At 54.7% G+C, this 13,112-nt stretch carries 13 protein-coding genes; 8 read left to right on the top strand and 5 right to left on the bottom strand.

Annotation, left to right across the window (positions count from 1 at the left end; translation table 11 throughout):
• Nucleotides 1-236 precede the first annotated feature (236 nt).
• Nucleotides 237-1,259, bottom strand: a complete 1,023-nt coding sequence (locus AC07TV_RS21335; protein WP_494650387.1) for a DNA-binding protein — start codon at nucleotides 1,257-1,259, stop codon at nucleotides 237-239.
• Between the two features lie 156 nt (nucleotides 1,260-1,415).
• Here AC07TV_RS21335 and AC07TV_RS21340 point away from each other — a divergent pair, with 156 nt between their 5' ends.
• The 3 genes from AC07TV_RS21340 to AC07TV_RS21350 all read left to right on the top strand — a co-directional run bounded on the left by AC07TV_RS21340 (nucleotide 1,416) and on the right by AC07TV_RS21350 (nucleotide 5,031).
• The gene (locus tag AC07TV_RS21340) at nucleotides 1,416-2,597 is read left to right on the top strand and encodes a tyrosine-type recombinase/integrase (protein ID WP_494650388.1); all 1,182 of its coding nucleotides are present in this window, start codon (nucleotides 1,416-1,418) and stop codon (nucleotides 2,595-2,597) included.
• A 315-nt stretch (nucleotides 2,598-2,912) separates the two neighbouring features.
• Nucleotides 2,913-3,725 (top strand): TIGR02391 family protein, encoded by an 813-nt coding sequence (locus AC07TV_RS21345; RefSeq protein ID WP_494650389.1) that lies wholly within the window; start codon nucleotides 2,913-2,915, stop codon nucleotides 3,723-3,725.
• A gap of 13 nt (nucleotides 3,726-3,738) precedes the next feature.
• Nucleotides 3,739-5,031, top strand: a complete 1,293-nt coding sequence (locus AC07TV_RS21350; RefSeq protein ID WP_494650390.1) for a hypothetical protein — start codon at nucleotides 3,739-3,741, stop codon at nucleotides 5,029-5,031.
• Between the two features lie 52 nt (nucleotides 5,032-5,083).
• On the opposite strand, the gene AC07TV_RS21355 is transcribed toward AC07TV_RS21350, so the two are convergent.
• Nucleotides 5,084-5,452 (bottom strand): hypothetical protein, encoded by a 369-nt coding sequence (locus AC07TV_RS21355; RefSeq protein WP_494650391.1) that lies wholly within the window; start codon nucleotides 5,450-5,452, stop codon nucleotides 5,084-5,086.
• Between the two features lie 177 nt (nucleotides 5,453-5,629).
• Between AC07TV_RS21355 and AC07TV_RS21360 the strand changes: the two genes are divergently transcribed.
• Nucleotides 5,630-7,576 (top strand): ATP-dependent nuclease, encoded by a 1,947-nt coding sequence (locus AC07TV_RS21360; RefSeq protein ID WP_494650392.1) that lies wholly within the window; start codon nucleotides 5,630-5,632, stop codon nucleotides 7,574-7,576.
• On the top strand, nucleotides 7,573-9,234 hold the full coding sequence (locus tag AC07TV_RS21365) for a UvrD-helicase domain-containing protein (RefSeq protein WP_494650393.1): 1,662 nt from the start codon (nucleotides 7,573-7,575) through the stop codon (nucleotides 9,232-9,234). The genes AC07TV_RS21360 and AC07TV_RS21365 overlap by 4 nt, the downstream gene beginning before the upstream one ends.
• Before the next feature lie 108 nt (nucleotides 9,235-9,342).
• Here AC07TV_RS21365 and AC07TV_RS21370 read toward each other — a convergent pair whose 3' ends face one another.
• Both AC07TV_RS21370 and AC07TV_RS21375 read right to left on the bottom strand, forming a co-directional pair.
• Entirely contained in the window at nucleotides 9,343-9,765 is a 423-nt protein-coding gene (locus AC07TV_RS21370; protein WP_494650394.1) for a hypothetical protein, read from the bottom strand.
• Complete coding sequence (locus tag AC07TV_RS21375; RefSeq protein WP_494650395.1) at nucleotides 9,749-10,147, bottom strand: hypothetical protein; 399 nt, start codon at nucleotides 10,145-10,147, stop codon at nucleotides 9,749-9,751. The genes AC07TV_RS21370 and AC07TV_RS21375 overlap by 17 nt, the downstream gene beginning before the upstream one ends.
• 224 nt (nucleotides 10,148-10,371) lie before the next feature.
• On the opposite strand from AC07TV_RS21375, the gene AC07TV_RS21380 reads away from it, so the two are divergent.
• Both AC07TV_RS21380 and AC07TV_RS21385 read left to right on the top strand, forming a co-directional pair.
• On the top strand, nucleotides 10,372-11,145 hold the full coding sequence (locus tag AC07TV_RS21380) for an NYN domain-containing protein (RefSeq protein WP_494650396.1): 774 nt from the start codon (nucleotides 10,372-10,374) through the stop codon (nucleotides 11,143-11,145).
• A 220-nt stretch (nucleotides 11,146-11,365) separates the two neighbouring features.
• Nucleotides 11,366-11,851: a hypothetical protein gene (locus tag AC07TV_RS21385; RefSeq protein ID WP_494650397.1), complete on the top strand. Its 486-nt coding sequence runs from the start codon at nucleotides 11,366-11,368 to the stop codon at nucleotides 11,849-11,851.
• Here the strand turns inward: AC07TV_RS21385 and AC07TV_RS21390 are convergent.
• Entirely contained in the window at nucleotides 11,848-12,045 is a 198-nt protein-coding gene (locus AC07TV_RS21390; protein ID WP_494650398.1) for a hypothetical protein, read from the bottom strand. The genes AC07TV_RS21385 and AC07TV_RS21390 overlap by 4 nt on opposite strands.
• Before the next feature lie 425 nt (nucleotides 12,046-12,470).
• On the opposite strand from AC07TV_RS21390, the gene AC07TV_RS21395 reads away from it, so the two are divergent.
• A complete protein-coding gene (locus AC07TV_RS21395) occupies nucleotides 12,471-13,058 on the top strand; it encodes a glutathione peroxidase (protein WP_027458821.1) in 588 nt (195 codons plus the stop codon).
• Nucleotides 13,059-13,112 lie beyond the last annotated feature (54 nt).

A 13,112-nucleotide genomic window follows, 5' to 3' on the forward strand; every position in this document is an offset into this window, starting at 1 on the left:
GCTATATTGTATAAAACCCATCATAATTTATGAGTACGTGAGTAAAACCAATCCATACTGGACTGTTAACTATCATGCTTTACAGTACTCCCAATCGATTGGCGAGCGCTAAACCAACACCGCATTCTGGCTATTTGTGCCCATCCAGTTTCGCCGTGGCAATTCTGGCGTTCCTGACTTTAAAGCAATGCTTTCCTAGATTTGTTTGGATTCTGTTTGGGCGAGTTCATCAGTGACTACGCTTCTATAGTGCTGTTACCAGGTAGCTCTTGTGCTTTTTGCTTGAGCTTCAGTGTTCGGAGTTCCTCTTTGACTATTTCAAGTTCTCTTTTGGCAATGCCTTCTTGCGTACGAGCAAGCTCTGCTGATGAGCGTGCAGATTGAAGTTGCTCTTCGATGCGCAAATTTCGAGCACGCATTTCTTGGATGATGCCTTCAGATGAGCCAAGCTTTAATTTTGTTTCGCCTAGTTCTGATTGAAGCTGGGCAATTTCACGGGCATGTTTCTCATGAATTCCTTGAAGTAGCTCCTGCGCAGCTTTGTGCTCTTTTTGTAATCGAAGGCTGCTAGTACGCTCACGATCGATTTCTACAAGAGCGCGCTTTTCGTTGGCCTCGCAACGCTCTTCAGAACGCTGTAACGCCAAACGCGTTTTTTCGAGCTCATTGCTGAAGTCTCTACGAGCCTCGACCAAAGCGGCTTCATTTTGATGGATCTTTTTATCTGATGCCTCTAGTTGCTCTCGCAAGCTGTCGATGCGAGCTTTTTCAGCTGAAAGTTCGTTTTTAAGACTTTGCCGCATCCCCTCAAGGTCCAAGACCTTCGCTTGTGATCGCAAATACTCCGCCTGAAGGAGTTCTAGTTCTTGTTTGGCTGCCACGGCACGTTCGTTTGCGGCGATGGCGGATGCTTCTATTTGTTGTTTGGCCTCGGCAAAGCCCAGATCCGATGCGGCTTGTGCTTCATGCCACAGTTTTGCGACGAGTTCGCCAGCAGCGGTTTTGATCTCTTCTGGCAGATCTGTCCGCTCGACCCGGACCCTGCTTTTTTCACGCAATTCATCCCAGAATTTGGATAGTGCTTCGGCCGGTGCCGACATGCTTCCTTTTCGGACATATTGGTAGAGTTTGTTGGCTGTGGGTGTAATGCCATATCGGAAGAACAATAACGCACAAGTTTCTCGGTACAAATCCGGTGTGTCCGTGAAGCGATCGCGCAGATTATCAATGTCGGCTTGGATTTGTGTTTCGGTAGTCATTATTGGCTACTCCTGTTTTGGTAAAAACAAATAATACAACGTATAACGTACGAAACTTGACTTTATTGTAATAAAATTTGACATTACGACTATACTGTCGAATTATGTCGGGGCTACAATCGCGGCAAAGTAGCCAGACCTGCGGAGCCGAAAAAGATGAGCGATTTGATTCCCGTGGCCGCCATTGCGCCGCTTGAGTTAGTCCGCCTGCCGGATCACCTCGATGGTCGGACTGGCAGCAATCGCTCGACGCTGGCCCATGCCCAGATCGCCGCACAAACGGATGTCGATGCCCTGAAAGCCTGGCTGGCCCGCTTTCTCGATACGCGCACCACGTTTGATAGTTATCGCAAGGAATCCGAACGACTGTTGCTCTGGGCCACACTGGAACTCGGCAAGCCTTTGTCTTCACTGACCCATGAGGACTTGTTGGTCTATCAGCGCTTTTTGGCCGATCCCCAACCGGCTGAGCGCTGGGTGATGAAAGCGGGACGAAAATGGTCGCGGTTTGATCCGGATTGGCGCCCTTTTGCTGGCCCCCTCGCACCAACCAGCCAGCGGCAGGCAATCATCATCCTGAATACGATGTTTTCCTGGCTGGTGAATGCCGGCTATCTGGCCGGTAATCCGTTGTCCTTATCACGTCAGCGGCAACGCAAGGCCAAGCCGCGGATTACCCGCTTCCTCGATGACGAACTGTGGCTTGAGGTTAAAACGGCCATTGAAACCATGCCCCGTGAAACCGACCGGGAACGCGAACATTTTTATCGCGTCCGCTGGCTGTTTTCCTTGCTCTACATCTGTGGTCTGCGCATTTCCGAGGTCATTGAAAACACCATGGGAGCATTCTTCTGCCGACGTGACTCTGAAGGTGAGGAACGGTGGTGGCTGGAAGTCACTGGCAAGGGCGACAAGACGCGTTTGGTTCCGGCAACGGCGGAACTCATCGTGGAGTTGTCCCGCTACCGTCGTGAAAATGAGCTATCCCCCTTCCCTCTTCCTGGCGAGCCCACTCCCCTCCTCCTTCCTATTGGCAGAAAACAACGCTCACTGACCCGTAGCGCCGTTCATCTGATCATCAAAGAAGTATTTTCCCGAACTGCAACGCGAATGCGCGAGAGAGGTTCCGAGTTTGAGCGTTTAGCCAATCTGATCGAAGATGCATCGGCGCACTGGATGCGGCATACCGCCGGGTCCAATATGGCTGATGCGATGGATCTTCGGCATGTGCGCGATAACTTGGGACATAGCTCAATCTCGACCACCAATACCTATCTTCATACGGAAGATGATCAGCGTCACAAAGAGACCGAAGCGAAACACCGACTCGGTTGGTGAGTGGCATATTTCCAGCCATCGGCTTTGGCAGCCATTCGAGATCTCCAACCTAAACAGCCGCTTTTCAATTGGAAAGCTGACATTAGTGTAACCGGTGGGATTCAGGCTAGCATGCCGGATAAATGTAATCAAACGCCGAAACGGGTACATTCCGTTGCGGGGGGAAGTTGGCACATGCACGAAACTATATGTCTTCATTGCGGAAAAGCCTTCGAGATCGACGAAGCTGGTTACGCGGATATCGGCGTCTCGACATGCCAGATTAAGGGATGAAAGTATTCACTTGAGTACAGACTAGGGAGACAGGCATTGGCGATGCGAATTGCCCCTTTCAGATCACAGCATCTCGAAGCCGCCTGCCGCGTGCTCGCCGATACCGAGCACGGCCTGAGCGGCTCGCAGATCGAGCGTCTGCTGCGCGAAATCGAGATTGCCGACACGTCGCCGGGCATGACCAAGTGGAAGCGATTGTTCAACGCGCTGGCCGGCGCGCAGAACCAGCACCGAGTCGGCAACCATCTCATCATGTTCATCAATCGCGCGATGAACCCGGTGAACTACGCTCGCGATCCGGCGACGTTTGTATGGCGGCGCAATGAACTCAATGTTGTCCTTGCTTTCTCCGGTTTCTACGTACGCGAAGACGGTAAGGTCGGGCACGCTGACAAGGCCACAACGCTCGATGCCGCGCGCGCCCGCGCAGGGCGACTCAAGGCAGCGCTGGAAAGCCGCGTCGTCCACGCGGAAGTGCTGAACTACTGTCGCGCCGAGCTACTGGACGAAAACTATTATCATGCCGTGTTCGAGGCAACGAAAGGCGTAGCGGAGCGGATTCGCCAGCTCTCGGGCCTGTATGGTGACGGTGCCGACTTGGTGAACAAGGCATTCACAGGCCAGCAACCTGTTCTCGCCTTGGGACCACTCACCACTGAGTCCGAGAAGAGCGAGCAGAAAGGTTTTGCCAACCTGTTGATCGGCCTGTTCGGCGCAGTCCGCAATCCGCTGGCCCATGCACCGAAGACGAATTGGCCCATGTCCGAACAGGACGCACTGGACATCCTGACGTTGGTATCACTGATTCATCGCAAGCTGGATGGCACCACAAAAGTAGTTGCCGTATCGCCATAAGGGAAAGACAAGAATGGACGAGGCAATCGTAGTCTTCTCTCGAAAAGGGATCTTCCAGACCACGATCGCTGCGCGCGACGTTCGCAGCCGGGAACATGCGCGCAAGCTGTGGCCCCTAGTGTCTCCCGGCGCATCGCGGCAGATGGTGACATGGGTCAGCCCCTCCTTTGAGAGCGGGAAGTTGCGTCGGCGATCCCACTTCCGCGTGCTTCCTACCCAGCACACCTTTAATCCCAAAGCGCACTTCGACGACGAAGAAGCCAGCCGGTGGCGTTCCGTACAGGAAAGCCCCGAACACCGGCAGGCGAAAGAACTGGTCGCGAACGAACTCTCCCGACGCTTGAATGCTGGGCTTGCGATGCCGTGGGCGTTCAAGGATGTGGATGCCTCGGACTATCCGCTGGAAGGCAACTTGTTGCTCGGTGCCGACCGGGTGGCAACCGAGCATCCCCTGGAGACGCCATTCGGCAGCAGATTCCGACTCGACGTTGCTGTACTCGGGCCGCCGGTCCAGGCCGAGCCAATGGTGCTGGGCGGCGTTGAAATCGAACTCGGCCACGCTTTCGACGGGCGCAAGGCGTTGATCGGGAAATCACTCGGGTTCCCTATCATCTCTATCGACATCACTGAGATGACGCTGGCCGAACTCACGCCCGAATGGGCACAGCGGGTATTGACCGCGACCACGCTGAGCCACGAGCAAGGACGCCGGCAGACCTACATCTATCTCCACGACCTGCTGTACCCCCTCTACGCGCAATTGCCAGCGTTTCTCGACGACGAGCAGCGGCATCAGTTCCTTGTGTTTGCCGACGATGAGACCCTGAACAAGTTGGTGCGCTGGATGAACCTGCTCGCCGAAAAGCTGGAGTACCCGAAGGGTACGGTCGCCGTTGCCCTGGTCAATGGCAAGAACGAACAGTCGCGAAAGATGCTGGAACGCGCGGGACAAGTCGTTGGCCCCGACTGGAGTGAGTTCAACGGCCAGCGATGCCTGCGGCTGACTCTGCCGCGTCCCAAAGGTCCGGCCGATCTTCAGGCCCATCGCTTCCACATGACGATGGCGCGCATCCTGCTGTCGCACACTGATGCGCTTGTTGGATACAAGTATTGCAACGGCGTGGACAACAACCACCCCGAAGAGGACGTTTGGGTTGCGCATCGCTGGATCGCCGACCTGAAAACCTATACCCAGCACCGCGTATTGCCGAAGCGTCTGGCCGAACCGATCAACAGGTTGATCGCGGTAGTTTCGGACCTACATCGCAATCACTTGGCTGCAAGCCAAGAAACGTGGTCACCTTGACACCTCATTCGCTCCTAGAGGTCGGTCACGGCAGACGACAAGGCACGCGCACTTAGAGGCCCAGCGGCACGACCACTCGTCTGGAAAATTCACGATCTGATTGCCTCAGGCTAGCGCCTTGCATGTCAGCCCTTACAGCAATCGGCGGCACGGCCTTGCGCTTCTTGGCGGTCTCCTCCGACCGTTTGTGCATCTTTGCACGCCAGTTCTTCTTTGCCAAGATGTTTGTAAGCAGTTCGGCCGGGTCAGGAACAGCAAAGCCACCGATCATCACTTTGCCATGAACGTAGTCGGAGCACTTACTCATTCCCGCGTTGACCTGAGCATTGTCCTCATCGTCCACACTCACACAGACAAGCCGCTGTGAATCCACGCCTATTCGGAAGCGGAGAATGACTTCGCGCTGGAGGATTTCCTCCACTGCTCGTTCCCATTACCCTCGCAACATCTAGGCATGCAGGATGACGAAAGACAACCGAGCAGTGAATCAGCCTCCAAGTTCCCAGTATCCGCTCGCGGTTGCGTTACGGGTATTGACAATGGGATACTCAAGAATCAGGGTCTTTCTCCACTATGCGACTCGCTCCAGAGAGGTGTCATGAAGCTCGCCCGACTTCGCTTGTCAAACTTCCGATCATTTGGTCCCGAACCAACCAGTATTGAGCTGGACAATATGACGTTCTTGCTCGGACCCAATGGAGCGGGGAAGACGGCCGTACTCCTGGCGCTTGCTCGTATGTTCAGCCTGGATCCGGCACAGCGCCGAATTAAGCGATCCGACTTCCACGTTCCATCCGATGAGGGTCCCGAGAATGTACCGGACCGACGGGAACTGTGGGTTGAAGTGGATTTCGAATTTCCCGAACTGGTTCACGAGAATGACGATGGAGGAGATCTCCCGTCGGTTCCCGGCAACTTTGCCCACATGCAACTGGTTGCAGAAAATGGACCCGCCCAAGTCCGCTTCCGGCTCAAGGCAACAATTGATCAAGATGATGATATTGATGAGGCCTTTACCTACGTCATCAGCGAAGACGCAGACGGGACGCCGCTTGAGGAAAGTCGTGTATCGAAGCAAGATAGGAGTGCCATCCAGATTCACTACCTTCCCGCGCGTCGCGACCCTGCGGATCACATCTCTTACTCTGCAAATGCATTGCTCGGGCGGGCTCTGCGGGCTGCAGACTGGAATGCTGAGCGCGAGGAGATTAGGGTCCTGACGGAACAGATAAGCGCCGAACTCACGGACAATGCGGCTATCGCCGGGATTGCCACCGCGCTGACCGAGCAATGGGGCGGCCTGCACAAGGGCGCCTATTACGCCAATCCATCGGTCTCTTTCAGTCGAAACGAGATCGAGAACCTTCTTCGCCACCTGAGCGTCGGATTCACGCCGGGCCACGGCGAGTCGATTGTTGACTTCGCCAGACTCAGCGATGGTCAGCAGTCTCTCCTCTACGTTTCGCTGGTGCTTGCCATGCACAATATTGGCAGCAAAGTCCTGAGCGGCGAGTTGGCCGAGGCATTCGACATCGACAAGTTACGACCTGCCATCTTCTCGCTCATCGCCATCGAGGAGCCGGAGAACAGTCTTTCGCCACACTATCTCGGCCGCATCGTAAGAACGCTGACGGCGTTCGCCGAAGGACAGGACAGCCAAGCTCTGGTGGCAACGCACTCACCCTCGTTACTGCGGCGGGTCCCGCCGGAGTCCGTTCGATACCTCCGACTGAGCGCAGCGCGGACCACTCTCGTCAAAAGCATCGAACTTCCGGAGGACGAGTCAGCACAGAAGTTTGTCCGCGAAGGCGTCCAGGCCTTCCCGGAACTGTATTTCTCGCGTCTTGTCGTCCTGGGCGAAGGGGATAGCGAACAGGTCGTTCTGCCCCGCCTGCTCGAAGCGCGAGGCATCCTCGCTGACGATGCGTCGATTTCTGTCGCGCCGCTCGGTGGCCGACACGTCAATCACCTCTGGCGTCTCCTTAACGGGCTTGGCATCCCACATGTCACTCTTCTTGACCTGGATGTCGCGCGCCATCAGGGCGGTTGGGGTCGAATCAAGTACGCCGCCAAGCAGTTGCTGAACTACGCCGACATCGATGGCAACGACCTGACGCAAGGGGAGATCAACGGCATTCCCGCGTGGGACTCCGACGACGGAGTCATCGTTGACGACCAGGGCTGGATTGCACGACTGGAAGAGCTCGGCGTCTTCTTCTCTGCTCCGCTCGACCTCGACTTCATGATGATGACGCACTACCCAGAGGCATACCGCGTTGACGACGACGAGTTGGCTGTACCTGACGAAGACACGGTCAAGGCCGTGCTGGGTAAGAACCACGATGTGTTGGGGGGGCAATACACCGACGAGGAACAGACCTACCTCGATGCGTACCACCGCAGATTCAAGCTGGATAGCAAACCAACCTGGCACATTCGGGCGATAGCGGGCATGGATGACGACGATTTGGTCCAGGCCATGCCCGAAGTGATTGGCCGCATGTTCGATTCCATTGCGGAGAAGCTGGCGGGCCTGCCCGAATGATCGCTGTAGAACAGTGGTCGCCCGCAGACGGTCTTTCCCTTGAGCCGAATGCGCTTACAGCGGCGAAGGAGATCGATCGCAACCTCGCTTTGACGGCAGGCCCTGGAGCGGGGAAGACTGAAATGCTGGCGCAGCGCGCCGATTTTTTGCTGCGCACAGGAATTTGCCGGTACCCCAAACGTATCCTGGCGATCTCGTTTAAGGTCGACGCTAGCCAGAACCTGAAAGCACGTGTCAGAAAGCGCTGCGGACCGGAACTGGCGGCACGCTTCGATAGCCACACGTTTCATGCATTCGCGAAACGCATCATCGACCGCTTCAGGCTGGTCCTCACCGGACAGGATGCACTTGATCCGGACTATGAGGTCGGTCCACGCCGTGTCCAAAAACGATCAATCACGTTCAACGATATGGTGCCCCTCGCGGTTAAGATCGTGCAGTCAAGCCAGATCGCACGCAACGCAATAAGACAAACCTACAGCCACGTCTTCCTCGATGAGTTTCAGGACTGCACTGACGTGCAGTACCAGCTCATCAACGCGTGCTTTCAAGGCACGAGTGTTAGGCTGACGGCAGTAGGAGACACGAAGCAGAGGATCATGGGATGGGCCGGTGCGCTTGAGGGGATTTTTGAGACCTACGCGGAGTATTTCGAGGCCCACTCACTAAACCTCTATCAAAACTTCCGGTCTGCGCCGAGGCTCCGCCGAATGCAGAACGCGATGGTGCGCGTCATGGATCCCCACGCCGCGCTGGACGATGACGACCTGCCAGGCGATGCGGGCGAGATCAATGTGCTGCACTTTGATAACGATAATGACGAGGCGAATGCTCTCGCGGACGCCGTGAGCGGCTGGATCGACGACGAAGATGTTGATCCTTCGGAGATTGCGATACTGGTTAGCAAGCAGCAGAACCTTTACGGCCAAAAGCTGCGTGCCGCGCTTGACGCGCGAGATGTGCCCTTTCGGGACGAGGATGAAGACCAGAATCTGGCATCGGAACCTGTCGCAAACCTCATCGTAGACTTCCTTCTCGTCGCCTCAGGGCAGCGACAACCCGCTCCCTATCGACGACTTCTAGACCTTGTTGTTTTCGGACGGGAGTTCGATCCGGAAAGCGAGTATCAGGCGCGTTCCCGGTGGAATCGCTTCGTTTCGGAAGTCCGGCAGAGGATCGCGATAGGCGAGACCGACCTTGCAGACTTCGACGGCCTCCAAGCCATCGTTAACGAGTTGCTCGATATCGTTGGGCGTGATGCCGTAATTGGGCTTTCACCCGCCTACGCGCAGGGAAACTACTTGCAGCAGCAAATCGATGCGACGACTGGCCGCGCGTACGAATTGCTATCCGGTGGAGGGGATGTGGCTGCGGTCCTTGCCTCCTTTTCGGGAGACCGCGCCGTACGCATCATGTCGATCCACAAGAGCAAAGGCCTGGAGTTCGACACCGTCGTGGTGTTTGGCGTTGAGAAGCAGACATTCTGGGGCGAAGAGGAAGCTGAGCGCTCCGCATTCTTCGTCGGCATCTCGCGTGCCAAGCGTCGCTTGGTCCTGACGGTTTGTGAAAGTAGAGAGCGACCGAATGGGGCCGGTCGCTGGCAGATTGTCAGGACCGAACAAGACGAGTTCGTAGGGTACGCGACTCCCTACCTCTAGCTAGCTTTGGAATTAAGGGGGTAACCATTCAGCGTATTGCCGCCTGATTCCCCTCCCCTTTGCCGTTTGACATTATCGCCCTCAGAGCATGGCTTTCTTACTTTGTTCCTAAGGCGCATTGCAGATGCCATCTATCTCTGTCACTACGCGTTCTATTCGCTCGTAAAGCTCTTGGGCCTGTTTAACAGTTATCCTGTTTTGGGGAAGATGTGTATGTATTCCACCAGCATGGTCTTCTGGGTATAGGAGACGATTGCGCATTGCCGAAACACTGATCACCAATTTTGTTATTTCCAACTCAAGCTTTCTGTTGCCTTGTTGGCTTGCCGCCTGAACGAATCGTTGAAGTTTTTTGGGATGAGAAACACCCTGCCCAACTGAAAGCCCATGCAAGAGTGACAAAGCACATCCAGTTGACTCAAGGGCATGATAGGCTAGAAAAGCCTTCTTTTCATGGACCTGTGACTTTAGCAATTTCGCCGCTAACAAAGCACGTTTTGCAACAATCTGATAATCACCGGTGGTTGGCATAAACGAATGCTCCTTGCATAGCCATATACCTAGCTTGAAGCGGGTGAGACTGCTTCAAGCCTATATTTCTTGCGAGTCGAATTGGCTCCACCAAGGCTAGCACCCCTGACTTCATGTAGTACCTAGCTAGTGCTTCTTCTGCACCTCGGATGGCACCGTAATCCGTTCCGGTCGTGGTCAGAGTATAGAGACGAATCCATTCTGGCCTCTTCTTAGGGGGGCTAGCAGGACAAATCCCCACGATGCCATTAATAACTTTGGCGGGCTTTTTATTCTCGAGAAACTCCATGAGATCAATCAAAGTGTCGCCAAAATGGCCCATATTTGCTGTCAGTATTGAGTCTCTGTCTTTAAATCGAAGGAAATCTTTCCAATCAGTCATGGCTAATCTCTATATAAAACGCCCATTGCATATTATACACATGGCGTATTTTCCTTAAAACCGATGAAGCTGACGCAGAGTTCCCCTGAGCAGCAGATGATATTGATTCCACCCAATGTTTGCTGACCTAGACTCTGTTTGACATTATTGCCCGGAGGACGCCTCCTCGGTCTGAGCTACTTTAGAGTATTCTCCATGCATTAAAGTATTTTTGATTGATCTCCATGGCTACACCATCATTACCAGGCGAATCGCGCATTGCGCTCCTTGTTGATTGCGACAACACCTCACCAGAAATTCTGGAGTTTGCGCTTAAGGTCGTCGCTCAGTTTGGACGTGTCGTTCTTCGGCGCGGATACGGTAACCACACGACCCTGGCAAACAAGTGGCAAGAAGCCCTAGTTCGCTTAGCTTTCACCCCATGCCTCCAGTATCAGTATGCATCTGGGAAAAATACCGCCGACATTGCTCTGGCTCTTGATGCCATGGAGGCGATGTTTGATCACCGTGCCGACAGTTTCTGCCTGGTTACCAGCGATTCGGATTTTGCCTACTTGTGTCGCAAGCTACGGGAGCGAGGTGCCACCGTTTGTATCGTTGGTGAAGCCAAGACACCGGATGCCCTTCGGAATGCCAGCGATCAATTTTTCGAGTGGCAACCGGCAGCCGTTGCCGATGTTGCTGATCAGATTGGCACAAAAGTAGCACCGGCCAAAGCTGATCCAGCAAAATCGGCGGCTAAGGCGGCCGTGAAACGGAGACCAAAGTTCATTATCGAAGCAGTCTCGTTAATGACCAGCGACACCTCTGAAGGCAAGGTTGGGCTGGGGGCACTCGGCCAGTATTTGAAACGAACCGACCCGGGCTTTTCACCCATGACCTATGGACATTCTGGTTTGCTCGACATGCTGAAGGCCTACGATCTATTAGCACTAAAAAAGGAAGATGGTGGTCATTACACGGTCAGCCTCAATAAGCAGGCTGTAGTAGATTCCTGATGAGCTACTTGTCCTTGAATTTTTTCGCGGCTGAGCGCCGCAAGCCACTCGGCAAATTAATTGTTTCTTGAAAGCCGCACCGGCTGCCGAATCTCCTATCCCTAAGCAGAGTTGGGCAATACTACTCAGCGTACCGATATCGGGCGTTTCAGAAGGTTTTTCGGGCGGGCGGCTAGCTTCGAGTCAATATGTCTTGGGGTTATATGATGGGAGGGAGCTTGTGAGTGCTGAACTTATCAACTTCTTGAAAGCGCAGGCCATTGCAGCGGCACATGCAATACACGAGCAAATGTCAGGAGAAATTCTGATTTTTGACGACAGCAAAACCATCACGCAGTCCGTGGGCGCGGTCTATGGATTGGTTGTCGAACTGAATGACCAAGAGCTTGAAGCCCTTATTGGCGAGCTTCCGAGGAGGAAGAAACCTCGCGCGCATGCGCCGCTATTCGGCAGCTTTTACCCGCTCTATTGGGGTAAAGACATAAATCCCGGATCGCGCATCAGAGCGCACGTCCAGAACCACGCGAGCACCGGGAACGCGAGGCTTGAGACTTACGCTGGCCTGCGAGGGAAGCCCATCCACTATGCGGTGGTATGGGTTTCTGGCTATGAGCATTTTGAAAGCCGACTGCACACCAGCTTCCCTCCGATCCTTGGTCAAGGCCGGCGTGGTAAAACATCTGATCTGGTTAGTGTGCTGGCTTAGCTTTGCTCAGCCTCGGGCTCCCTCTTCGGCGGATGGCCTCGGCGTTTGGGAACCTTCTCAGGGCCTTTGACGAAAGATTCCGAGATAGCCTCTAAAACCGCTTCCGGATCGCCGTGCTCGACCAGCAGGGCAAATTCCTGCGCTTTCTCGTTGCCCTCTTGCGTTAATACGACCACACGACGAACAATATCCACGCAGTCTTCTTGCAACCGATTCTATCTGGAGGCCCAAGGTCTGCTTTGGCCAAATATTGGTACGTGACTCTCTTGCCCTAGCCTGTTTGACATTATCCCCCTAGCGCTCAATCTTCGACGGTGAAATGCACCGAGCCGTATTCAGGGCACCAGTCAAATCTAAGCAAAGTGAGGCGAATGAGCGCCGCCCTATAGCCTCTGGTAACGCCCAATCCCATTATTGAAGGATCTGTCTAAGGCGTCCTATTAAAGAGGACGGCTTGCCAAGGCCCTACCCAAAAAATTGCAATAGAATAGAAAGTAGTGAAGTCGGAATTTCTGAAACACAGGCCTTGTAGGGAATGAATTTCCGCAAGTTCGACAAAATGGTCCATGCCTGGTCCTGGCCAGGGGCACTGGGCATACGCAATTACGGGAGCCGGCCCATGTATTTCAATCGTTTCCACAGCATTGCCGCGGTAGTGTTGTCCAGTACGCTGGCGTTCTCTAACGCAGCCAGCGCCGCCGGCCGCACTTCCTGCCCGCCGCTGCTGCAACATACCTTTCCGCGATTGCAAGACGATCAACCGCAGTCGCTTTGCCAGTACACCGGCAAAGTGTTGTTAGTCGTAAATACGGCAAGCTATTGCGGTTTCACGGGCCAATACGCCGGTCTGGAAGCGCTGTATGCACGCCACAAGGACCAGGGTCTGGTGGTGCTCGGTTTTCCTTCCAACGACTTCAAGCAGGAAACCGGCAGCAACCAGCAAATCGGGGCTTTTTGCCAAAATACCTTTGGCGTGAAATTCCCGATGTTTGCCAAGAGCTCGGTCAAGGGGGCGCAGGCGTCGCCCTTTTACCGACAACTGGCCGCTGCCACCGGCAAAGAGCCGGGCTGGAACTTCTATAAGTACCTGATCGGGCGCGACGGCAAGGTGGCGAGCGCTTATTCGAGCATGACCGGCCCAGCAAACAAGGGCTTGCAGCAGGAGATCGACCGACTGCTGGCGCAGCCGGCACCCGCAGGGCAGTGATGGCCGCCCGCCTCGCTCACGGCGGGTAGCAATGTTGGGTATCATGATCTGACC

It is taken from the genome of Azonexus sp. GW821-FHT04F04 (assembly GCF_059420025.1).